The organism is Rhodococcus sp. IEGM 1409 (genome assembly GCF_030056735.1).
Taxonomy (GTDB): Bacteria; Actinomycetota; Actinomycetes; order Mycobacteriales; family Mycobacteriaceae; genus Rhodococcus_F.
Window position 1 is genome coordinate 324,066 of record NZ_JASHKN010000004.1, and the last position, 26,803, is coordinate 350,868.

A 26,803-nucleotide genomic window follows, 5' to 3' on the forward strand; every position below is an offset into this window, starting at 1 on the left:
TCATACCCATGTCGAACCTGGTTTAGACACCCCACTGAGCGATAACTTCTCGCAATCGTACAGCTATGGTCATTGCCGGTACCGGTTCGATCATCTGGTTGTGTTCGCAGTCGACTTCGACGACGCGGATGTCTCCGGCCACAAAATGGCGCCATTCGGCCACATCGTGTCCGTTTTCGGTAGATCTTCCGGCTACGAAGAACTCGATGTCTCCAGCGTGAACAGGCGGTTGGTGCTGATTCGTCAACTCGACGGAGTGGGAGTAACCGCGACTGATCCGCGCTAGATGCTCCGCTTCGATGCCGATCCCGGCCCCCAGGGTCCGCTCCAGCAATTTCGCCGCTTCTTCGAAAGTCTCGACTGTCTTGGATCCCGCAGGCATCGCGAGCCCCGCCAGTAGTTCGGAGACCGAGAGTTCTGCGGGCTGATCGGAATCCGACGACGGATAACTGTCGAGGATCGACAGCGTTACGTCACGTCCGCTCCGAGTGAGACTGTGCGCCACGGCGTGTGCGATGACACCGCCGAGCGACCAGCCGGCCAGATGGATCGGGCCGGTCGATGTCACGGCTGCAATGCGATTCGCGTAGTCGTCGGCGAGTTCGGTCAGCGAGTCGAAGCTGGGCCCGCCGCTCAGTGACGGTAGCTGAAGACCGTATACGGGTTGATCCAGCTCGAGATGTTTGACGAATTCCGCATAACCCCAGGACAATCCGATACCCGGATGGACGAAGAACAGTGGTGCACGATCGGATCCGGCGCGCAGCGTGATCATCGGGGCGAGCAGATCCGACGAGTCGTCCGGCGAGTGTGCGTCCATTCCGTCGGCCGCCCGTGCGACACCGGCAGGCGTCGGATCCAGGAACAGTGCCTGCAACGGCACTCGTAGCCCGAGACGCTTCTCGAGTTCGATGGTGATTCGAGTCGCCACGATCGACGTTCCACCCAGTTCGAAGAAGTCGTCGTCGACGCCGATGTGCTCATGACCGAGCACGGTCTCGAAGACGTCGACCACAGTTCGTTCGGTGCCATTGGTCGGCGGTGCGTATGGGACCGTACGACGCTCGAAGCTCGGCGTCGGCAGTGCTTTGCGGTCCAGCTTGCCGACCGGTGTCACCGGAATTCGGTCGACGACAACGATCGCGCCGGGAACCATGTGCGCGGGCAGGCGAGAAGACAGGTGGCGTCGGAGCTCCCAGTCGTCGACGGTCTGTCCGTCCACGGGCTGGATGTAGGAGGCGATCATCGTCTCCCCCGACGGCGCTTCGTGCCCGAGAGTCGCGGCGAAGTAGACGGAGGGGTGTGCCATCAGGACAGAGTCGATTTCGCCGAGCTCGATGCGGAATCCGCGGACCTTGATCTGGAAATCGCTGCGGCCCAGGTATTCGAGGGTGCTGTCGGAGCGCCAGCGCACCAGGTCGCCCGTGCGGTACATCCGCTGGCCTGGTTCACCGAACGGATCGGCGACAAATCGGTCGGCGGTGAGGTCGGGACGATTGTGGTAGCCGCGGGCGAGTCCGGGGCCGGTCACGTACAGCTCCCCGATGACTCCTACTGGTACGGGCTTGAGGTGCCCGTCGAGGACCAGGCCGGCAAAGCCGATGGCCGGACGACCGATGTTGATTTCCTTGCCCGGCCGCATGGGTTCACTGACGCTGGCCTGGATCGTGGATTCAGTAGGTCCGTATCCGTTGAACATGCGACGGTCTCGACCCCAGATGTCCACGAGTTCGGGTGGGCAGGCTTCGCCACCGACTGCGAGCACGCGGAGTTCGGGCAGCGCGGAGCTTTCGATGGAGCTGAGCGCGGTCGGCGTGATGAACGCGTGTGAGACGTGTTCTTCGGCAAAGATGTCGGCCAACTCGGATCCGCCGAAGACCGTGGGTGGGATGACGACCAAGCAGGCTCCGCTGCCGAACGCCATCATGAGTTCGAAGACCGAGGCGTCGAAGCTCGGTGATGCCAGGTGCGAGATCCGCGAGTAGGGCTGGACGTTGAATCTCTGATGTTCTTCGGCGTTGAGGTTGGACAACCCGAGGTGGGTGACGATGACGCCCTTCGGCTTCCCGGTCGAACCCGACGTGTAGATCAGGTACGCGGGATGCCCGTGATGCAGAGGGATCGCACGGTCACGATCGGTGATCGCGGCGACGCTCTGGCCGTCGATCTCCTCGACGGTCTCCGCTTCATCGAGGACCATCCACTCGACCGTGTCGGGAAGTTGACTGCGGTGAGCGTCGTCGGTGATGCCGAGTACGGCCCGTGAATCGTCGAGCATGTGGTTGATGCGGTCGTCGGGATAATTCGGGTCGACGGGCAAGAATGCCGCCCCGGTCTTCGTGACCGCCCAGATGGCGACGATCTCCGCGGCGGACCGCGGCAGACCCAAGGCCACAAAATCTTCGGGTCCGACACCTCGCCGGCACAGCGCTCGCGCCAGCTTCGTCGATTCCTCGTCGAGTTCGCGGTAGGTCATCGACCTCTCGCGACTCGAGAGGGCTGGGGCATCCGGGTTCGAGGCGACTGCTTCGGCGAGGATCTCCGGCCACACCCGCGCGCGAGTTGCGGCTGCACCGGATGCCGGCACCAGGGCTGCTGTTTCGTCGGCGGCGAGGATGCCGATGTCGGCGATACGTGTTGCAGGTTCACGTCCGACGGCGTCGAGGATCAGGCGAAGTCGGTCGGCAAACCGCCGAATGGTGCCGGGTTCGAAGAGATCCGTCGCGAAGTCGAAGGCGGCGGACATCCCGGCAGGGGCGCCGGACTCGTCGAACTTCTCGTCGACGATCAGTTCGAGGTCTTCCTTCGCGAATTTGGTTTCCACGGTCAGTCCGTCGATGTCGAGGCCGGGTAGGTGGAAGTGTGCGGGTTCGTTGTTCTGAAGTTCGAGCGCTACTTGGAACAGCGGTGAGTACGACGTGGATCTCGTCGGGTTGATCACGTCGACGAGCCGTTCGAAAGGTAGATCAGAGTTCTGGAATGCGGCCAGATCGATTTCGCGGATGTGTTCCACCAGTTCGGCAAACGTGATGTCGGGATCGACGCTGGTTCGCAGGACCAGCGTGTTGACGAACATCCCGACGAGGTGGTCGAGCGCTGCCTGACCGCGGCCGGCGATCGGTGTGCCGATGGTGACCTCGTCTGCGCCGGACAGCTTCGACATCAGCACGGCCAGTGCGCCGTGCAGTGCCATGAACATCGTGACACCGTGGGACCTGGACAGGTCCGCGAGCGCGCGGTGGGTGTTCGCGTCGATGTCGAAGGTGAATCGGTCACCGTGGAAGGTCTGTTGCACGGGCCGCGGGTGGTCTGTGGGCAGAGCGATGACATCGTCGAGTCCGGCGAGTTGCTCACTCCAGTAGTGCAATTGACGGCTGATGACAGATTCCGGATCGTCTTCCGATCCGAGGACCTGATGCTGCCACAACGTGAAGTCCGCGTACTGCACTTCGAGTGGTGCCCACGTGGGCTCGGTCCCGGCCGTACGCGCCAGATAGGCCGCCATCACGTCACGTGCGAGCGGCGCCATCGACGAACCGTCGGCGCAGATGTGGTGGACGACGACAAACAGAATGTGAACGGGTTCGTCGGCGTCGAGTCGGAAGAGTGCCACGCGCAGCGGCAAGTCGACTGACACGTCGAAGCCGGTGGTGGCGAGTCGTTGCATGCGCTCTGCGAGTTCGTGCTCCCCCAATGTCATTTCACGGACTGGTGGTATTGCCTCGTCGGCGGTGAGCACATTCTGAATCGGATCGCCGCCGACTGCGGGAAACACCGTCCGCAGGGTTTCGTGCCGCTCGACGACGTCGGCGATCGCCTGTTGCATGGCGGTGACGTCGAGGTCACCGGTAAGGCGAACAGCCAGTGGGATGTTGTACGCAGCTGAGCGTGTGTCGAATTGGTTCAGGAACCACATGCGCTTCTGCGCCAACGAGAGCGGGACGTTGCCGTCGCGCTCCATGGGAGTGAGCGGCACGGTGCCGACGGCAGTGACAGCGTTGGAAAGCCGCTCGGCGAGCTGGGCGGTCGTCGGTGCTTCGAACAACACGCGTACCCCGACGTCGATGTTCAGGGCGGAGTTGAGCCGCGAGACGACGCGAGTGGCGATCAGCGAGTTGCCGCCGAGTTCGAAGAAGTTGTCGTCCATGCCTACTCGCTCGACGCCGAGTACATCGATGAAAGCATCGGCTATCCGGCGTTCGAGGCTGGTACCGGGGGCCCGGAATTCCACAGCGGTCCCGGTGAACTCCGGGGTCGGCAACGCCTGTCGATCGAGCTTGCCGACCGCGGTGCGAGGGAGCTCGTCGACGATCATGATGCTCGCCGGAACCATGTGCGACGGAACACGTCCGGCAAGGTGCGCGGTGATCTCTGTACCTGTCAGCGTCGATCCTTCCCCGACAGTGAGGTAGGACGCGAGGACAGTTGCTCCGGCCGGTCCGTCGACGCCGAGGGTCACGCAGTTCGTGACAGTCGCCATTGCGGTGATCTGGGCGTCCACCTCGCCGAGTTCGATACGGAATCCGCGAATCTTGACCTGGAAGTCGCTGCGCCCTACGTATTCGATGGTGTGATCGCTTCGCCAGGAGGCGATGTCCCCGGTGCGGTACATCCGGTCACCTGGCTTGCCGAAGGGGTCGGCGACAAATCGCTCACTGGTCAGGCCGGGACGCCGGTGGTATCCGCGAGCCAGGCCGATACCGGCGATGTACAGCTCACCGGGAGCTCCGACGGGTACCGGTTGCAGGCGCGAATCGAGGATCATCTCGTGCACACCGCGGATCGGGCCACCGATAGTGATGGGTGCGCCCACCGTCATGGGTTCGCTGATGTCTGCCATGACGGTTGTCTCGGTCGGGCCGTAGGCGTTGACGAATTCTCGTCCAGGAGCCCACAGACCGACGAGGTGCGGTGGTAGAGCCTCTCCCCCGACGACGACGTGCCGGAATTCGTCCAGGCCGGCCGGGTCGACGGTAGCGAGTGCCGCCGTGGTGACGAACGCATGGGTGACGTGTTCGCGGCGGATCAGACTTGCCAGTTCGGCTCCGCCGTAGATGTCGGTCGGGACGATCACCATGGTTGCTCCGACACCGAATGCTTGCAGGTACTCGAAGATGGCTCCGTCGAAGCTGGGGGTGGCGAAGTGCAGGGTCCGAGAGTGGTGATCGGCGTGGAATCGACGTTGCTGATCGAGCGCGAAACTGTCGAGTCCTGTGTGGGTGACCACTACTCCCTTGGGTCGTCCGGTGGATCCCGAGGTGTAGACCACGTAGGCGGCGTTGTCCATGACCACCGGTGCGGGCCGTTCGTCCTGGGCGATCGGCAGGGTGCAACTGGTGGCGACGTCATCGTCGAAGGCTTCTTCTCCGAGCACCAGCCAGGACACGATCGGCGGCAGTGTCTCGATGGCGTCGATGACGGTCAACCCGAACAGCACTTCGGAATCGCTGAGCATGTGTTCGATTCGGTCGGCCGGATAGGTGGGGTCGACGGGGACAAAAGCTGCGCCGGTCTTGGCGACCGCCCAGACCGCGAGAACCGATTCGATGGACCGTTCGATGCCGATGGCAACCGACGTTTCGGGTCCGGCGCCGCGGCGGATCATGGCTCTGGCCAACTGGTTCGAGCGCCGGTCGAGTTCGGCGTAGGTCATGGAGCGGCCACCGGCCGAGAGCGCGATGCGGTCGGGATATGTGGCGGAAACGTCGGCGAGTATCTCCGGGAGGGTTCGAGCGGAGCGACCCGGGGATCCGAAGACCGGCGCAAGATCGCGGCTTTCGAACTCCGTGAGAACCTGCAGACGGGCCAGCGGCTGATCCGGTGCCGAGGCCAGATGTTCGAGGACGATGCCCACGCGCTCGGTGATCTTCGCGACTTCGCGGGCCGAAAAGTGTGTGGGCAAGTACTCCATCTTCAAGTTGAGCGTGTGACTTTCCGAAGCGACCACGGCGATCGGGTAGTGCGCCGAGTCGCGTCCGTCGATGCCGAGAACGTGCATTCCCGCGATGTCGGTCTCGGCGGTCAGGGCTGCCTCGTCGACGGGGTACGACTCGAACACCGTCAGTGTGTCGAAGGATCCTGCGGCGCCGACGGCTCCCGCGATGTCCGACAGGCCGATGTGGTGGTGGTCGAGCAGTGACGCTTGCTCGGATTGGATGCGAATGGCCAGTTCCGCGAGGGTTTCTCGGGCGTCGAGGCGGACTCGCACGGGGACGGTGTTGATGAACAGGCCGACTATCGATTCCACGCCTGACACCTGGGGTGGGCGTCCTGACACGGTTCCGCCGAAGACGACGTCGTCGCGGCCGAGGAGTTCGGCGAGCACGATTCCCCAGGCCACCTGGACCAAGGTCGCCATGGTCAGACCGCGGCTTCGCGCGAATGCCCGAAGAGTCTCGGCTCGTTCGGTCGGCAGTGAGTACGAGTGAATGTCACTAGCCACGGTTTCGGCGGCGGTGCCCGCTTGCGATAGGTGGGTGGATGTATCGACGCCTCGTAGCGCTTCCTGCCACGCCCGAAGCGAAGTTTCGGGTTCCTGCTTCGAGATCCAGGTGAGGTAGTCGCGATACGACTGAACTCTGGGCAGAATCTCGGGGTCGCCGTCAGTTGCGTAGAGAGTCAGCAGGTCTCGAAGCAACAGCGGGGTGGACCAGCCGTCGAGCAGGATGTGATGGTTCGTCACGACGAAGCGTGCCGCGTCCGGTCCGATTCGCACGAGCATGAACCGGATCAGTGGGGCTGTTTCCATGTCGAAACGCTCAGCGCGATCACTCTCGAGCAGCTGAGCGAACGCGAGTTCGCTGTCTTCGGCCCCGGACAAGTCGATTTCGGTCCAGCTGATCTCGACTCCGGACCGGATCACTTGCAGCGCCCGACCTCCCGGCGCGGAGACAAATCCCGCACGCAGGCTCGGATGACGATCAACCAAGGCCTGCGCGGCATGGCGCAATCGCGGCGCCTCCACCCGTCCCCCGAGTTCGAGGGTCAGTTGCACCATGTACGGATCGATTTCCGTTTCGTCGAACTGGGCGTGGAAGAGCATGCCCGATTGCAGAGGTGACAGTGACCAGATGTCGGTCAGGTCGGGGAATCTGCGCTCGAGCTGTTCGATGCTCTGTTGATCCGCGGTGACGAGATCGAGATCGGTGGGCGTGAGCTCACGCTCGGAGTGTTCGTCGACGTACGAACTCAGCGCGCCGAGTGCACGGGCCCAGAGCTCCGCCAGTTCGGTGACTTCAGCCTCGCTGAGAATGCCGCGGGGGAAGGACCAGGTAGCGCGCAGGATCGGACCGTGTGCGGTGTCGGTGGTGACGGCGTTGATGTCGAGTACCGACGCGGCAGCAAGCTCTCCGCTGTGCGCTTCGTCGAGGGTCACTTCGGAGATCGGCAGCCACGGCACTTCGCCGTGCTCGGGATCCGAGCCGGCAAAACGTCCGAGGTAGTTGAACGAGATCTGCGGCGTAGGCAGCTTCCGCAGTTCTTCGTTTCGATCGAGGTACTTCAGCATGCCGAAACCGATTCCGTTGTCCGGAATGTCGAGCAACGTTTCCTTGACGAGCTTCACCGCCGAGGCCGCGGTTGTTCCACCGGACAGCGCATCGACGACGTTGAGCCCGGTCAGGTCGATCCGCACCGGGAACAAGGTGGTGAACCAGCCGACCGTGCGCGAGAGGTCGGCACCCGGTGCTGCGTTCTCCTCGCGGCCGTGCCCTTCGAGGTTGAGAAGCACTTCCCCGCTGCGCTGTCCGCGCGATCGACGCCAGGCGGTGACGGCAATCGCGAGAGCTGCGAGCAACCCGTCGTTCACCGAGCCCCCGAAATGTCGAGGCACCGTCGAGATGATGTTCTCGGTCACCGAGGTCGGAACGTCGACGCTGACGCGGTCGACAGTTGAACCGATGTCTACGGCAGGGTCGAGCACGCGTGTCCCGAGCAGTGGCTCGTCGGCCCGCATCCTCGACCACAATTGGACCTCGTCGCGTCGATCCGCGGCGGTCTCGGCAAGGGCGGTCGCCCAACGCCGTATCGACGTTCCGCCGGGCGGAAGCATCGGCGATTCGCCGTCGAACGCCGAGGCGTATGCGGTGACCAAGCCGGGGACGAGCATTCGCCAGGACACACCGTCGACCGCGAGGTGATGAAGGACCAGGAGCAACCGGCCGGCCTCGGCCTGGTTGCCGTTCGCGCTGACGGGATCCAACCAGACTGCGCTGATCATCTTTCCGTGCTCGGGAGCGAGACGGCTGGACGCGTCCTGCATCGCGGCTTCTGCGGCGCGCAGGAAATCTTCGCCACTGGTGGACACGATGGAGGTTCGGCGCAGGACATCGGAGGCGGCGACGCTGCCGGGTTCGCGGATCTCGAGTTGGTGAGTCGCGGTGTCCAGACGCGCCCGCAGTACGTCGTGGCGATCGAGGATCGTTTGCAGTGCGCGCTCCAGCGCGGGGCCGGAGACATCCGCGGGCAGTGCGATCAGGGCACTCTGGCTGTAACTGCGGATCATGCTCAGGTCACCGCGACTGCGTTCGACGAGCCACTCCATAATCGGAGTGAGCGGTAGGGTGCCGACTCCCCCGCCCGGTAGCTCCGTGAGAACCGGTGCAGCTTCCGCTGATTCGACGAGGAGGACCTTGGTGAGTCCGGCAACCGTCTTCGCTTCGAAGACGTCCCGCGGAGTGAAGATGAGGCCTGCGGACTTCGCCCGTGAGACGAGTTGGATCGACATGATCGAATCGCCGCCGAGGCCGAAGAAGGAATCGTCCACTCCGATACTGCCCCGCCCCAGCACTTCCGCGAACAGGTCCGCGAGGACCGCCTCGGTAGCGGTGGCTGGTGCCCGCGTCGTCTCCGTTGTTCCGATCACGGCGAAGTCCGGTGCCGGGAGGCTGCGTCGGTCGAGCTTTCCGTTGACGGTCAGTGGAAGTGATTCGAGGACGACGATAGCGGTGGGCACCATGTACTCCGCGAGTTCAGCGGAGACGAAGTCGGTAACCGTCGCGGAATCGACGGCACTGCCTGTTTCGGCAACTACGTACCCGACGATCCGCGGTGAGGCTCCGTCGGTACGTACGAGCGCCACTGAGGCCGCGACGCCGGGGCAGCGGAGCATTGCGGCTTCGATCTCTCCGAGTTCGATGCGGAAACCACGCACCTTCACCTGGAAATCACTACGGCCCACGTACTCCAACTGCCCCGCGTCGTTCCACCTCGCCAGGTCCCCGCTCCGATACATTCGATCCCCCGAACTACCGAATGGATCGGGAAGGAACCGCACCGAAGTCAATGCGGGTTTCCCGAGGTATCCCCGAGTCACCTGGTCACCGGCGACGTACATTTCGCCGACCACGCCTGGTGGTACCAGGTTCAGTCGCCGATCGAGTACGTAGACGGACAATCCTGGTACCGCTCGCCCGATGATGCTCGCCGATGCGTGCTCACTGTCGTTGCGGTCGAGCCCGATTCGACTGACGTGCACTGTCGTTTCGGTGATCCCGTACATGTTGACCAGCGTCGGCGCCGTGTCGGTGCGCCGGTCGTACCACTTGCGCAATTGCCCGAGATCGAGCGCTTCTCCACCGAAGACGACGTAACGCAGGGCAAGGTCGGGTTCCGTGCCGTTCGGTGTGTACGCGCGGTCGGCTTCGGCGAGTTGGTAGAAGGCGGTGGGTGTTTGGTTCAGCACCGTCACTCGCTCGCGGCGGAGCAGTTCGTGGAACATGTCCGGCGATCTGGTTGTGTAGTAGTCGACGACGACCAACCGGCCACCGTGCAGCAGCGGACCCCACAGTTCCCAGACGGAGAAGTCGAATGCGTACGAGTGGAACATCGTCCACACGTCCGTGTCGTCGAACCCGAACGTCGGAGACGTGTTGTCCATCAGAGTCATGACGTTTCGGTGGCTGACCTGGACACCTTTGGGGCGCCCGGTGGATCCGGACGTGTAGATGACGTACGCGACCGCGTCGGGCAGAAGGGGTGTCGTCCGGTCTGCGTCGGTGATGCGATGTGGCGCGGAGTGATCGAGGCGTACGGCGATCTCCGGAGATCCGAGTTCGACGATGTCGATGCCGGATTCGATGATCTCCGAAGGCAGATCGTTTCGGAAGCCTCCGGTCGTGACCAGGCATACCGGCCGCGCGTCGTCGAAGAGGAATCGCATGCGCTCGGCCGGATAGGTGATGTCTACCGGCAGGTATGCCGCTCCGGTCTTGATGACGGCGACGAGAGCGAGCACGAGATCGGTCGTTCTGGGCATCGCAACGGCCACCACGGATTCCGGACCGATACCGCGGCTGATCAGAATCCGCGCCAGGCGGTTCGCGCGCCCGTCCAGTTCGGCGTATGTCATTGCGCCGTCGCTGTCGTTGACCGCGGTCGACGACGGATGTGCTGCAACAGCCTCGAAGAAACGGTCCGCGATGTTGTCGGCCGCAGCCGGTTCGGCGTGAGTGTTCCACTCGGTCAGCATCTGTCGACGCTCGTCGGCGCCGACGACGTCGATGTCGCCGGTAGGAGTCGACGGGTCTCGGGAAACCGCATCGAGAAGGGTGATCAGCCTGTGTGAGAACGATTCGATCATTTCACCGTCGAACAGGTCTGTGGCATAGATGAATTCGGCGTCGATACCATCCGAATTTCCGTCCGCGCCGTAATGTTCGGTGACCGCGAGTTGGAGATCGAACTTGGCGACAGGAAGGTCGAACTCGACTCCCGAGACCGACAGCCCCGGCAGTTCAAGTTGCGGTAGTGCGTTGTTGCGGAACTCGATGAGTATCTGGAACAACGGAGTGTGTGACGTCGAGCGTTCCGGGTCGAGTGCGTCGACCAACCTTTCGAAGGGCAGGTCGGCGTGTTGGAACGCACCGAGATCGCCTTCACGAACCTGGGCGAGTACGTCCTCGAACGACGAGTCGGGCGTGATCTGTGTTCGCAGCACAAGAGTGTTGACGAACATTCCGACCAGGTGATCGAGTTCGGCCTCTCCGCGGCCGGCGACGGGTGTACCGATGGCGATGTCCTCGCTTCCGGCCAGACGCGCTGCAAGTACCGCCAGTCCTGCGTGCATGACCATGAACATGGTGCTGCCGTGCTCGCGTGCCAGGTCGGTCAGCGCTCGATGGATCTTCGGTGAGACAGCGAACCTGTGGACCGAGCCCGCCATGGAGGGCTTCGCCGGACGTGGGAACGACGTCGGCAGCGCGATCGGCTCACCCAGTCCCGCGAGACGGTCCTTCCAGTAATCGAGCTGTCGGGTCAGGGCAGAGTCCGGATCTTCTTCGGAGCCGAGTACCTCGTGCTGCCACATAGCGAAGTCGCCGTACTGCACGGCCAGTTCCGACCAGTTCGGCGCGCTGCCGGCGCTGCGGGCCGCATATGCCGCTGCCACGTCCACTGCCAGGGGGTTCATCGAGAACCCGTCGGCGACGATGTGGTGGACGACGATGACGAGCACGTGCCTGCGTGCGTCTCCGTCCACGCGAAGGACTGCGCAGCGGATCGGGACATCGACCGAGGCGTCGAACCCTTCCGAGGCCAATTCGAGAATTCGATCGGAAACTTGTGCAGCAGCGACGATCTCCGGTTCCAGGATCGGCATGACCGCCTCGGCGGAGACAACTTGCTGTACCGGTTGCCCGTCGATCGAGGGAAACTTCGTCCGCAAGCTTTCGTGGCGGCCCAGTACGTCCGCTACGGCGTCCTGCAATGCGGCGAAGTCCAGATCGCCGTCCAGCCGCACTGCCAGGGGAACGTTGTAGGCCGGTGACGTCACGTCGAACTGGTTGAGGAACCACATCCGCTTCTGCGCCAGCGACACGGGCAGTGGGTCCGGGCGAGACCGTCGCGTCAACGGTGGTCTGGGGTGTTCGCCGCGGCCGACGCTCTCGGCCAGGCGCGACAGCTGCCGAACTGTCGGAGACTCGAACAATCCTCGAACGCCGATGTCGGTGCCGAGAAGAGCGTTGACGCGGGCGATGACGCGCGTCGCGGTCAGTGAGTTTCCGCCGACGTCGAAGAAGTGAGTGTCGATGCCGATCGGAGTCACTCCGAGCACGTCCTCGAAGACACCCGCCACCAGTCGTTCCAGCTCGGTAGTCGGTGCCGTGAACGTTTCGGCATCGGTGTCGAAGCGAGGCTTCGGGAGAGCAGCCCGATCGACCTTGCCGACGCCGGTGAGTGGCAGTTCGTCGAGCACGACGACGCTCGCGGGCACCATGTGTGCCGGCAGTACCTTTCGTGCCGCTGCGCGGATGTCCTCGGCGGTCACGGGGTGTTCGTCGTCGCAGACGACGTACGCCGCCAGAGCCTGCTCCTCCGACGGTCCGCGCACCGCCAGCGTGACCGCATACTCCACGCCTGGTAGTTGGCCCAATGCGGTGTCGACCTCGCCGAGTTCGATGCGGAAACCGCGGATCTTGACCTGGAAGTCGCTGCGTCCGAGGTACTCGATGGTGCGATCACTACGCCAGCGCACGACGTCGCCGGTGCGGTACATCCGCTCCCCCGGCTCGCCGTAGGGGTTGGCGACAAATCTTTCGCTCGTCAGCGGTGAACGCCCGTGATAGCCACGCGCGAGTCCGACTCCGGCCACGTACAGTTCCCCGGGAACACCGACAGACACCGGTTGGAGTCTGCGATCGAGGACAACTTCACTGAATCCTCGGTTCGGTGGCCCGAGATGGACCTTGTCGCCGGCTGGAATGGGGTCACTGAGATTGCAGGAGATGGTGGTTTCGGTGGGACCGTAGACGTTGACGAATGATCTTCCCGGAGCCCAGGTGCGCACCAGGTCTGCCGAGGGCGCTTCGCCGCCGACCGTGATGGTGGTCAGTTCGTCGATTCCCTCGGGATCCACCGATGTCAGAGCTGCGGGCGTGATGAACGCGTGGGTGACGTGTCCTTCCCGGAGAACGTCGGCAAGTTCGGTTCCTCCGTAGACGGTGGTCGGAGCTACGACCAGTTCGCCGCCGACGGCAAAAGCGAGCAGATATTCGAGAACGGACGCATCGAAGCTCGGTGAGGCGAAGTGCAGTGCGCGCGAATTCTCCGTGAGACCGTAGCGATGGCGCTGCTCGTCGGCGAAGTTCTCGAGGCCGGTATGGGTGACGACAACACCCTTGGGTCGGCCGGTGGAGCCCGAGGTGTAGATGAGGTAGGCGGTGTTCTCCAGCCGTGTGGTTCCGCGGCGCTCGTCCTCGCGGAGCGGTGCCGTGGACACTCCGGCGAGCCGAGCGATGCTCGTCGGGTCGTCGAGTTCGAGCCACTTCGTCGCGCCGCCGCCGCGCGGTGCGTGTGCCGCCGTGGTCATTCCCAGCGCGGATGCCGAATCTTCGAGCATGAACGAGATCCGGTCACTCGGGTAGCGCGGATCGATCGGCACGAAGGCGCCGCCGGTCTTGGTGATCGCCCAGACCGCTGCCACGGAGTCGAAGGAACGTTCCACACAGATCGCCACCCGTGAGTCCGGGCCGGCACCTTCGGAGATCAGCACGCGTGCCCACTGATTCGAGGCCTCGTCCAGTTCCCGGTAGGTCATCTTTCTGTCACCACAGGACAGTGCGATCCGTTCGGGGAATCTGCTCGCCGTGTCCACGAAGATGCGATCGAGTGTTCTGACCGAGCGTCCTTGCTTTCCTCGCGCGGGAACCAATTGCTGCACTTGCGAATCCGGCATCAGACGCAGTTTTGCCAGCGGAAGATCCGGTTGTGCGGTGATCAGTTCGAGGGTGCGGAGCAGCCGGTCCGCGATCGCGTCGATGTCGTGATCGCCCAGGACTCCCGGGAAATACTCGAACTTGAGCCGCAAGCGTCCGTCTGCCGCGGAAGCGACGATCGCGAGCGGATAGTGCGCCGCATCCTCGGCATCGTGGACGTCGAGGACGTGCATTCCGGCGATGTCCGTGCCGGACGAGAGTCCACCGCGGTCGACGGGATACGACTCGAAGACTGTCAGGGTGTCGAATGATGCAGCACCTCCCACTGCCGATGTGATGTGGGAAAGACCCACATGGTGGTGATCGGACAACCGTGCCTGCTCGGTTTGGACACGAACGCACAGTGCTGCCAGGGACTCTCGCGGGTCGAGGCGAACTCGCACGGGGACGGTGTTGATGAACAGGCCCACCATCGACTCGACGCCGGGAACCTGCGGCGGGCGTCCGGAGACGGTTCCGCCGAAGACTACGTCGTCGCGGCCGAGGAGTTCGGCGAGCACGATTCCCCAGGCCACTTGGATCAGGGACGCTGTCGTCAGACCGCGGGAGCGGACGAATCCGCGCAGGAGTTCCGTCTCACGTTCTCCGAGCGCCGTGGTGGTCGAGCGTGAGGTTGCACCGTCCTCGTCGACTACGTGGGTTCCGGTGAGCAGTGTCGGATCGTCGAGTCCGCGAAGTGCTTCGTCCCAGGCCTCGATCGACACGCTCTCGTCGCGAGTGCTGATCCAGCTCAGATAATCCCGGTACGGATGCACGCGCGGGATGGCGCTGTGATCACTGTCCGTTGCGTAGAGGGTGAGTAGATCGCGGACCAGCAGCGGCATCGACCATCCGTCGAGGAGGATGTGGTGGTTGGTCAGGATCAAGCGATACGCGTCGTCACCGGTTCGCAGAAGCAGGAACCGCAGTAGGGGCGGTGTGTCCATGTCGAAGCCGCGCACCCGATCCGCATGGAGGAGTTCGCGTATCTCGGTCGCCTGTTCGGTGGGTGCCAACGGGGAAATATCGATCTCGGTCCACGGCACATCCACGGCGGAGCTGATCACCTGTACCGATCGCCCACCGGTGTCGGTCGTGAACGCAGCGCGTAGGTTCTCGTGTCTGTCGAGCAGCGCCTGTGCGGCACGGTGCAACCGGGACGCGTCGACGCCGTCGAGTTCGAGTGCAAGTTGGACGGTGTACGCGTCCACGGTGTGTTCTGCGTAGCGGGCATGGAACAGCAGTCCGGATTGCAGCGGTGAGAGGGACCAGACGTCGGTCAGCGTCGGGAACTCGAGCTCGAGGCGATCGATGGACTCCTGGTCCAGGTCGATCAGGTCGATGTCCGACGGTGTGAGTCCACCGCGTTCGCTCTGCTCGGCGTACGTGGCCAGAGCGCGCAACGCCTGCACCCAGAGTTCTGCGATGGCGCGCACATCACCGTCCGCCAGCACGGCGGTGGGATAGGCGATAGTGGCGCCGATGTGCGGTGCACCCGAGATTTCGGTGGTGACGACATTGACGTCCAGAACCGAACCCACGGGCATGTCGGACTGAGCTGCCGCTTCCAGATCGACGTCACGGGCCAGTGCCCAGTCCCCCAGCGCCTCTCCTGCTTCGGTGCCGGAAAAACGCCCCAGATAGTTGAACGAGATCTGCGGTTGGCGGAGGTCTTCGAGTGCCGCTCGACCTACCTCGTCGAGGTAACGCAGAACTCCGTACCCGATACCGCTGTCCGGAACACCCAGTAGCTCTTCCTTGACGCGCTTGAGCACCACCGCGGTCTCGGGGCCGCTGCTCATCACGTTCGCGATGTCGATGTCGGCGAGGTCGATCCGCATCGGGAAGACGCTCGTGAACCAGCCGACGGTGTGCAGCACATCCGCGCCGGGGACCACGTGAGCTTCGCGTCCGTGGCCCTCCATCGAGACGAGCACGTTGTCGGTTCGTATGCCCTGTGCCTGCCTCCACTGCGTCAATGCCAGTGCGAGGGCAGCAACGAGGCCGTCGTTGACGGATCCACCGAAGAGCGCCGGAAGCGTTGTCAGGACTGTTTCGGACAGTTCGACGGGTACATCGGCGACGACTCGGCCGACCGAGTCGAACGTGTCGAGTCGCGGGTCCAGTGGGCGGGTTCCGATCAGGGGGTCGGCACCTTCGAGTATCGAACGCCACCTGGGCAATTCGACTCTTCGGCCGGGCGCGATGTCTCGGAGCGCGTACGACCAACGACGAACCGACGTGCCCGAGTACGAAGGCTCCGGTTTCTCGCCTGCATCGATGCGGTGGAACGCCGACGCAAGTTCCGGCACGAGGAGGCGCCAGGAGACACCGTCGACCGAGAGGTGGTGGATCACCAGGAGCAACCGGCCGGTGTTGCGCACGCCGGCCAACCAGACGACACGGACCATCACACCCCGGCTGGGGTCGAGTTCTCGGCGTGCACCGCCCAAGGCGTCGACGATCGCCGCGTCGAACACTGCGGTGCCCGGCTCGGCCTCCACCTCGAGTACCTGGCAGATGTCCTCGGCTGCAACAGATCCAGGCTCGTCGACGACGAGCCTGCGCTCGTCACCGAGCTCGAGGCGAGCCCGAAGGATGTCGTGACGATCGAGTACGACTTGAAGCGCTGCGGTCAACTGCTCCACACTGTGGAGTCCTTGCGGCGCATTGAGAAGGGTGGCCTGAGAGAACGAATCGAGCCCTTGGTGGTCGGCGCCGAGCCGGTCGAGCCACCACTGCGCTACCGGCAACAAGGGCACGTGGCCGACGCCGCCTCCGGGAAGTTCCTCGAGCACCTCGGGTTCGTCGTCCTTGGTCGACGCCAGCAATACCGCAAGACCGGCGACCGATTTCACCTCGAAGACGTCCCGCGGGGTGAACACGAGTCCCGCGTCGCGGGCGCGGGCGACAAGCTGAATCGACATGATCGAATCGCCGCCCATCGAGAAGAACGAGTCGTCGACGCCCACCGATTCGACGCCCAGGACATCGACGAACAGGGCGGCCAGCGTGCGCTCGGTATCGGATTCGGCAGCCCGCGAGCGTGCCTGGGTTACCCGGAAGTCGGGAACCGGCAGGGCTCGGCGGTCGAGCTTTCCGTTGGCAGTCATCGGAAGTTCGTCGAGGACTACCACCACTGCGGGAACCATGTACGGGGCCAGAGCCGAACCCGCGAACGCAATGACGGCCTCGGGATCCACAGTCTGAGCGTCGCTGGCAGGCACGACGTATCCGACGATCCGTGCGGCGCCGCCGTCACGTTCGTGCGTCGTCACCACGGAATGTGCGACGCCGGGATAGCGAGCGAGAACTGCCTCGATCTCGCCGAGTTCGATGCGGAATCCGCGAATCTTGACCTGGAAATCCCCGCGGCCCTGGTATTCGAGTTCTCCGTTCTTGTTCCACCGGGCGAGGTCGCCGGTGCGGTACATCCGCGTGCCCGCATCGCCCGCGGGATTGGGTACGAACCGTTCGGCGGTGGTGCCCGCGCGATTGCGGTAGCCGCGGGCGAGTCCGTCGCCGCTGACGTACAACTCCCCCGTCACTCCGACCGGGACGCGGTGTAGGCGATTGTCGAGAACCCACGCGGTGATGCCTGTCGACGGCCGTCCGATGGTTACCCGATCGGTCGGTGACATCGGCTCGGTGATGCTGGCTACGACTGTCGATTCGGTCGGCCCGTAGGCATTGATCATGATCCGGTGATCACTGACCCAGGCAGCCACGAGATCGGGCGGGCAGACGTCGCCGCCAGTTCCGATGCAGACCAACTCGTCCAGTCCGCTCGGATCAACTGTGGCAAGAGCGGCTGGGGTGATGAAGGCGTGCGTGATGTGCTGATCGGCGATCAGGCTCGTCAGTTCGGTTCCGCCGATGATGCTCGGTGGAGCGATGACCATCGTGGCCCCGGCACCGACCGCCATCAAAAGTTCGAGAATCGAGGCATCGAAGCTCGGTGAGCTGAAATGCAGCGTGCGGGAAGTCGACTCGACTCCGAAGCGACTGCGCTCCTGCTCGGCGAGCGCCGAAAGCCCACGGTGAGTGACCATGACACCTTTGGGGACGCCGGTGGAACCGGAGGTGTAGATGACATAGGCCGGATTGTCGTGCGACGCAGTTCCCAGCAGTTCCGAAGCCTCTATCCGGTGATCACCGATCTGTTCGAGGGTCGCGAGGATCTCGGCCTGATCGAGCAGAATCGCGTCCGCCTCGTTCGGGACGACACCGGCATGCTCGGCAGTGGTGAGGACGACGCCCGATCCCGAGTCGTTGATCATGTGGTGTACACGATCGACGGGATAGGCCGGGTCGACGGGTACGAACGCGGCGCCGGTCCGAGCAACCGCCCAGATCGCCACCACGGATTCCAGTGAGCGCGGCAATGCCAGGGCGACAACGGATTCCGGGCCGGCCCCGCGGCTGATCAACAGTCTCGCAAGCCGGTTGGCGCTGCGGTCGAGTTCGGAGTACGTCAGATGTCGGTCGCCGAAAACCAGCGCGGTTCTCTGCGGTTCGCCAATGTACATCCGCTCGAGTAACGTCGAGAAGTGAACCTGCTCGGGAAGTTCCGGTGCGACGGTGCGAATCGTGTCGAGGTCGCTCACGAGATCGATGTCGCCGACCGGTGTGTGTGGCGATTCCGTCACGGCATCCAGAATCCGAATCAGATACCGAGCAAAACCGTCGACGGTCTCCTCGTCGAAAAGCGCACTCGCGTAGGTGAACCCGGCCCCGATTCCCGCCGGCTGACCGTCCTCGTCGAAAGTCTCGGCAAGAGTGAGTTGCAGGTCGAAATTCGAGACGGACGATTCGAGTTCGAGGACTTCGACGTCGAGATCCGTCAGACGAACGACTGGTCGAGTGGTGTTCTTGAACTCGAGCATCACCTGGAACAGCGGTGAATGCGACGTCGACCGCTCCGGAGCCAGCGCATCGACGACGCGCTCGAAGGGGACGTCTGCGTGAGCAAAGGCGTCGAGGTCGGTGCTGCGAACCCTGGCCAGGAGATCGGTGAACGAGGCTGCGGGGTCCACGTCGGCGCGCAGGACCAAAGTTCCGACGAACATGCCGACCATCGGATCGAGCAGGGCATTTCCGCGCCCGGCGATCGGTGAGCCGATCGTTATGTCTTCCATGCCGGACAATCTGGCCAAGAGCGCTGCGTAGGCGGCGTGAATCGCCATGAACATACTGCTTCGATGTTCGATCGCGGCTTCGCTCAGACGACGGTGGATGCCGGCATCGATGTCGAACCGGACGACGCCGCCCGAGAGATCCTGCACACGCGGCCGCGGACGATCTGCAGGAAGCGCAAGAAGCTCGGGCACACTTGCCAGCTGACGTGTCCAGTACTCGAGCTGACCGGAGAGCGTACTGTCCGGTTCGTCGATCCGGCCGAGCGCCCGTTCCTGCCAGATCGCGAAGTCCGCGTACTGGACGGGGAGCGGAACCCACTCAGGGGCCTCACCTCGATGTCTGGCCGAATACGCGCTCATCACGTCGAAGGCCAACGGTGCCATCGAGAATCCGTCGGCACAGATGTGATGGACGACGACGGTCAGGACGTGATCTTCGGCGTCGACCTCGATCAGTTCGGCCCTGATCGGCGGAGCCTGCGTCACGTCGAAGCCCGTCGAGGTGACGCGCTCGATCTCCGTGAGTGCCGCTTCGGCGTCCGCGACGACAATCGGCATCGTGCCCAACGCTTCACCAGGTTCCACGATCACCTGCGCCGGCACTCCCTCGATCATGGGAAACAGCGTGCGCAGCGATTCGTGTCGAGCGAGTACGTCGGTGATCGCGCTCTCCAATGCGGCAACGTCCAACCGGCCTCTGAGCCTGATCGCTATGGCGACGTTGTATGCCGCGGACGTGACGTCGAATTGATTGACAAACCACATGCGCTTCTGTGCCAGCGAGAGCGGAATCGACTGTGGCCTCGGCAACGCCTCGAGCGGAACGACGGCCGGTCCCCCTCGCGCCGTGGCGCACTCGACCGCCAACTGCGCAACGGTCGGGGCGTCGAACAACTCTCTGATCGACAAGTTCAGCGACAGCGAATCGTTCACTCGCGCCACGGCGCGGGCAGCGACGAGACTGTTTCCGCCGATCTCGAAGAAATTGTCGTGAACACCGACGGCACCGGATTCCAGGAGCTCCTCGAAGATCGACGCCAGCTGGGCTTCGACCGGCGTTCGCGGCGCCAGATACGTCTGCGAGCTGTCGAAGCTGGGCGCGGGCAGGGCCTTCCGATCGAGCTTGCCGGTCGAGCCGAGCGGGAACACGTCGAGGTCGATGACCACTGCCGGAACCATGTAGGCCGGGAGGAGTCCTCTCAACTCGGTGCGCAAGCCGTCCGTGTCGATCGAATTCGCTGCTTCGGCGATGACGTAGCCGACGAGGCTGTCACCGACCACGTTGTCGTGATGGACGAGAGCAGCAGCTTGCGCGACACCTGTGAGCCTCAGCAACGCTGCTTCGACCTCGGCGAGTTCGATGCGCTGGCCGCGAATCTTGACCTGAAAATCGCGTCGGCCGACGTAGTCGAGTAGCCCGTCGGCGCGCCATCGGACGACATCGCCGGTTCGGTACATTCGTGTGCCCGCCGGGCCGTACGGATCTGCAACGAATCTGTCGGCAGTGAGGTCACTGCGCCCCAGGTATCCGCGCGCCAATTGCACTCCCGCCAGGTACAGCTCACCGTGTACACCGACCGGGACGGGGTGCAGCCGTCCGTCGAGTACGTAGAGCTGCGTGTTCCAGACGGGCGCACCGATCGGAACTGTGACGGTCATGTCGGGGGTGAATTCGGCGGCGCTCACGTCGACGGCCGCTTCGGTGGGTCCGTACAGGTTGAACAACCCCGCAGGACTCAGACGAGTGAACGCCTCCGCTGTGGTGGGTGGAAGAGCTTCACCGCTGCAGAACACCTGACGCAAGCTCGCGCACTGCTCGGGAGTCGCGACGGCGACGAATTCCGCGAGCATCGACGGTACGAAGTGCGCCGTCGTGACACCCTTTTCGGCGATCAACGACGACAGGTATCCAGGATCACGGTGACCCGCCGGTTCCACGATCAACAACTGCGCGCCGGTCTGCAGGGGCCAGAAGAGTTCCCACACCGAGACGTCGAACGTCACCGGAGTCTTGTGCAGCACCACGTCCGACGCGTGAAGTGGGTACGCGTCCTGCATCCACAGAAGGCGATTGACGATCGAACGGTGGGATACTGCAACACCTTTCGGTCGACCGGTCGATCCCGACGTGAAGATCACATATGCAGCATTGTCCGGACGGAGGGGCCCGACCCGATCAGCGTCCGTAATCGGCGCCGTCGTGGACACCGGATGATCGACATCGACGTCGACGATCGGCACTTCTGCGGGAAGAGCGCCGCGGTCCTGGGGTCGGCTCAGCACGCAGATCGGTTCCGCGACGTCGAAGACGTAGGCGATGCGCTCGGCAGGATGGTCGGGGTCCACCGGGACATATGCCGCACCGGCACGGATCACGGCGTGGACGGCGACGAGCAGTTCGGGTGATCGGCGAATCGACACCGCGACGCGCATGTCCGGGCCGACTCCTCGGCCGATGAGGGTTCTGGCAAGTTCGCTCACCCTCGCGTCGAACTCCGCATACGTCAGTGTTCGCTCACCGAAGATCAGCGCGGCCCTCTCGGGTGTCCGGGCTGCCTGCTCCGCCGACAGATCGGCCAGGGTGGTGATCGGTACGGCGCGCTCGGTGGCATTCCAACGCGCGAGGACCAGTTCCGCCTCGCCCGGGGCTGTGAGGTCCACGTCGCCGACGACGGATTCAGGGTGGGCAGCTACCGCGTCGAGGAGCATCGTGAAGCGATCGGCGAGGCCCGACATGGTGTCCGAGTCGAACAGTTGGCTTGCGTAGTTCAACTGGCCGTCGAGATGGTCGCCGCGGTCGGTGAGAATGATCTGAAGGTCGAACTTTGCTGCGCCCGTGGAGAGTTCGTGAACGGTGACGTCGAGCTCGGGTAAGGTGACCTCGGTGGGAGCGGCGCCCTGCATCACCAGCATGACCTGGAACAGCGGCGCCTGGTTGTCCGCGAGGGATTCGACGAGTACGTCGTACGGCACTTCGGTGTGCTGCAAGGCCGCCACGTCGACGTCGCGCACTCGGGTGAGAACTTCGCCGAAGGTGAGCCCCCCGTCGAGAACCGTCCTCAGCACCACGGTGTTGACGAACATTCCGACGACCTCGTCGAGGGCGCGCTCGCTACGTCCGGCCACCGGGGTGCCGACCGTGATGTCGTTCGCTCCACATTCTCGGCTGAGCAGGACGGCCAGCGCGGCGTGGATCACCATGAAGACGCTGACATCGCTGCGCGCCGCGATCTCGCCGACCCGGCGGTACGTCGCGGAGTCGATGCGGAAATCGAGATCGTGACCGCTTAGCGAGACACCTGCCGGCCGCGGATGATCCATCGGTAATTCCGCAAGCTCGCCGCGTTCGGTGAGCGTGTGCGACCAGAACCGCAACTGCTCGGCGAGGATCGAATCCGGGTCGGACGCTTCGCCGAGCGCTCCGCGTTGCCATTCGCTGAAATCGCCGTACTGCACTTCGAGTGGCAGCCACGCCGGTACGCGTCCGCTCGCCCTCGAGGCGTACGCGACCATCACGTCACGGGCCAGCGGCGCCATCGACAGGCCGTCCGCTGCAATGTGGTGCACGACGAGGACCAAGGTGTGCTCGCGTTCGTTCACCTCGAGCAGAGTCGCGCGGATCGGCACCGATTCGCTGACGTCGAATCCCACGCGCGCCAGTTCGCTCGCCCGCACCGCAGCCGCTGCCGCCGGCACAGTTTCCACCTCAAGGTGATCGAACATCTCGTCCACACCGAGAACGTGCTGTACCGGACCGCGAGCACTCTCGGGCAAAACGGTCCGCAAGACCTCATGTCGAACGATCACGTCTCGCAGGGCGGCGAACAGGGCATCGACGTCGAGATCGCCTGTCATCCTCACCGCGATCGGAATGTTGTACGCGGGTGAGTTCGGATCGAGTTGATTGGTCAGCCACATTCGCTGCTGCGCCAGAGAAACCGGTATCCGATCGGGGCGATCGATACGCGTCAGTGCAGGCGCTCGCGTATTTCGCGAGTCCGCCAGGTCGGCGCGTGCAGCCAGAGCGGAGACAGTCGGTGCCTCGAAGAGGTCGAGAACGCTGAGCGTCGTCCCGAGCGCTCCGTTGACCCGCGACACGACGCGCGTTGCGATCAGCGAGTCACCACCGAGGTCGAAGAAACTGTCGTCTGCTCCCGCCCGGGTGATGCCGAGCAGATCGCAGAACACCGCCGAAATTCGCTTCTCGGTCGAGGTCTCGGGTGCACGGTATTCGGCCGAGCCGCCCGCTGAATCGATGTCCGGCAACGCCTTCCTGTCGATCTTTCCTGCCGGAGTCAGTGGAATGGAATCGAGTACGACGATCCGCGACGGAACCATGTGGGCTGCCAACGAGGATCCGGCGTGGGCGATCAACTCGGAGTTGTCGATGTGTGTGCCCGCAGCCGCCGTGACGTACGCCGCCAACAGTGTTTCCCCGCTCGGGCCCGCAACTCCGGCGGTGACGGCCTGCGCGACGCTCGGATGTCGGCGCAGTACGTCGTCGATCTCACCGAGTTCGACGCGGAAACCGCGGATCTTGATCTGGAAGTCGCTACGGCCGAGGTACTCCAGTTCACCGGCGCCGTTCCACCTCGCCAGGTCGCCGGTGCGGTACATACGTTCTCCCGCAACACCGTTGGGGTCGGCAACAAATCGTTCGGCCGTGATCGTGGCACGCGCGTGGTAGCCGCGCGCCAGACCGATACCGCTCACGTAGAGCTCGCCGGCGACACCGATGGGCACCGGTTGAAGCCGCGAGTCCAGAAGGACGGCCGCGGCGCCGCGCATCGGCTTTCCGATGGTGACGGGAACATCTATGCTCAGCGGTCCGGTCAGGGCGGCGACGACGGTGGTTTCGGTCGGTCCGTACGCGTTGAACATCGAGCGCCCGTGTGACCACTGATCGACCAGTGCGGGCGAGCAGGCGTCGCCGCCGGTCACGACCACCCGCAGATCCGGAAGGCCGGCGGGATCGACGGTTGCCAGCGCGGCCGGGGTGACGAAGGCATGTGTCACCCGGCCGACGCGCATCACCTGGGCCAGTTCGTCGCCGCCGTACACGGTGGGTGGCGCGATCACCATCGTTGCCGCGCCGCCGAAGGCGAGGAGAAGTTCGAGGACCGAAGCGTCGAAGCTCGGCGAGGAGAAATGCAGTGTGCGATCTCCTGGTTCGACTCCGAACCGGACTCGCTCTTCGTCGGCGAAGCTGCTCAGCCCGCGGTGACTGACCACAACGCCTTTGGGGACACCGGTCGAACCGGAGGTGTAGATCAGGTACGCCGGATCGTCGTAGCGCACGCGTGAACGACGTTCGGCATCGTGAACCGGTGCATCCGAGCAGTCGGCGTTCAATTCGTCGAGAAGGAGCCAATCCACCGAATCGGCGAGCGCTGCATGGTGCTCCCCCACGCTGATTCCGACAACAGCTCCCGAATCGGTGAGCATGTGCCGAATACGGTCCTCGGGGTAGTGCGGATCGATCGGGAGGAAGGCTCCACCGGCCTTGGCTACCGCCCACGTCGCGGTCACGGATTCGATCGACCTCGACAATGCCAGGGCGACATAGGTGCCGGGGCCAACTCCGCGGGCGATCAGTTCGCGGGCGAGCGTATTCGACTCGGCGTCGAGTTCCCGGTAGCTCACCTGACGATCGCCGAACACGAGCGCTGGGGCATCGGGATTCACAGCCGCGGCGCGGCGGAGGATGTCGGGGAGGGTCAGCGGGTCGGACGCGACCCCTCCCCGTGCCGGCACCAAGGACTCACGCTCGAACGCGTCGAGGAGATCGAGGTCTCCGATCGGCGTTTGTGGGGCTGCGGCTGCGCCGGCGAGAACCCACACCAGTCTCGAGAGGAAGGCGCGGACCGTGGACTCGGCGTAGTGCTGTGCGGAGTACGCCACCTCGAGGGCATTGGCGTCCGCGTGGACGTCGATCGCCACGTCGAGGCCGGCAATCGTCGTCTCCTGCGATCCGTCGTTGAGATGGACATGCAGCGCGGGCAGCTCGGGGACACCTGTCGCCGATCGGAGCAGCAACGTATCGTGTTCTTGCGCAAGAGAACCCACGAATTCATCGAACGGCGCTGCCGGATCGACCTCGCAGCGCAGGGGCAAGGTCCCCAGCTCGGTCCTCGTCCCGATCAACACGTCACGGCGCTCGGTCGATCTCGACAACAATGCGGCAAATGCCGCATGGACAACGGCAAAGAGCGAAGCACCTTCCGACCGTGCGAGTTCGGCGACCGCGGGATCGAGCGGGACGCTCAGCCGATTCGTACCGGTCGGCTCCGATTCGGCGTCGATTCGCTCGAGATCCAGAGTCGAGCCCTCGTCGGCGTCCCCCAGGTATCTCGCCCAGAACCGCTCGTGTTCCCTCCGCTGTGCACTGCGCGCCCCGGCCTCGGCACTGGCCGGATGAATCCGGCTCATCGGTGTACCGGTCGGCGCTGCTGTCAGTTCAGCGACCAACTCGGTGAAGGCTCGGTGGTGATCAGCCAGTTCGTCGTGACCGTAACGATTGGGGTTGCCACGAAAGTCGATCAACGTCTGGGCCGGATCGCCGCTCTGGTACACGTTGACCAAGAGATCTTCGACCGGCCCCGACGTGACGATGTGGAACTCGCCGGTCAGTGATCCCAGCGTGATCTCCTGCCGGAAGAGCATCACATTCATCATCGGACCGGACAGACGTGCGTCGCCGACCGCCAAGCCGGCATCGCGCCTGATGTCTTCGAGACTGCACCGTTGATGACGAAGCGCGCCGAGGAGTTCGAGTTGGACCCGCCCGACCAGATCGTCGACGTTTTCGTCCGGGTCGACGTGAATGTGAAGTGGGGCGACGTTGACCAGCATGCCGCCCGACCGTTGCAGCGGGGCTGTGGTCCTCGCCGAGACCGGCAGGTTGATCAGAACGTCGTCATAGCCGGTGTTGCGGGACAAATAGCACGCCAGTGCCGAAATCAGCACCGCAGCCGCAGTGGCACCGGAACGTGAATTCCACTCGTCCAACGCGGCAAGACTGTTCGCCGACATCGCGGCGCTGACGAGTTCACTGTGTGCAGTCGGCGGTCCCTCACGCGTGGCCAACGTAGAACCGTGTTCGACGCCGGACACGCGCTGGGCCCAGTATTCGCGGTCGGCTTCGAATCTGCTTGATTCGCGGTACTTCTGGTCGAGTTCGGACAGTGTCGTGACGTCGAGCGCCTTGTTCACCGCAGGCCCTCGACCCTCGACGGCCGCGGTGTAGATCGCCGCGATCCGATTGACGATCGTCATTCCACTGTATCCGTCGAGAGCAACGTGGTGAATTCTGGTGTACCACAAGTAATCTCGATCACCAGTTTGGAGGATTGTCATTTCGACAAGACGATCGCGCGTCAAGTCGAGCGTCGTCGCGTAGTCGTTGTCCATCCACTCCGACGCCGCGAGCCTCGGATTCTCACGCTCACGGAAGTCGAAGTAATCGATGCCCGGATCGATCGTGAAGTCCACGATCTGGCACGGTTCCCCATCCGGGTACATCAACCGCAGAAATGGCGACTCGAACTCGTGGGCAGCCTCCACTGCAGCGCGGCTGAGCAGTTGCATGTCCAGGTCGCCGTGGAATTCGATGTACTGCGCGATGAAATACGGGACCGTCGGGTGAAGTTGCTGCGCGAACCACATGCTGCGCTGCACGGCCGAGAGAGGAAATGCCCCGGCCGGCAGACTCCGTGATCCGGTCAGCGGATCGATCCTCTTGTCGGTATCCATCACGACCACCCCCACACAGCGGTGCCACGATCGGCGTTGCCACAATCAGCGCTGGGAACTGTGGTTCGGGGATTGAAGAGAAACATCGCACCGCCTCGATATCGAGTGGAAACCATGTGGCGATCCTGCGAGAGCGCAGCCGAAGGTCATCGACCTCGACGAAGGGTCGCTTCGAAGTCCGAACCTCCCCGAAGGTCCGAACTCAGGATCAGAATTTGTCGT

1 protein-coding gene is annotated in these 26,803 nt (G+C 63.9%); it reads right to left on the reverse strand.

All coding sequences use genetic code 11. The features are described 5' to 3' along the window. Positions 1–22 precede the first annotated feature (22 nt). On the reverse strand, positions 23–26,581 hold the full coding sequence (locus tag QM716_RS14225) for a non-ribosomal peptide synthase/polyketide synthase (RefSeq protein ID WP_283304708.1): 26,559 nt from the start codon (positions 26,579–26,581) through the stop codon (positions 23–25). Positions 26,582–26,803: the final 222 nt, after the last annotated feature.

Bases quoted from the DNA above. Each gene is read 5' to 3' on its own strand.
- QM716_RS14225 (WP_283304708.1), bottom strand. From the start codon at position 26,581: ATGGATACCGACAAGAGGATCGATCCGCTGACCGGATCACGGAGTCTG.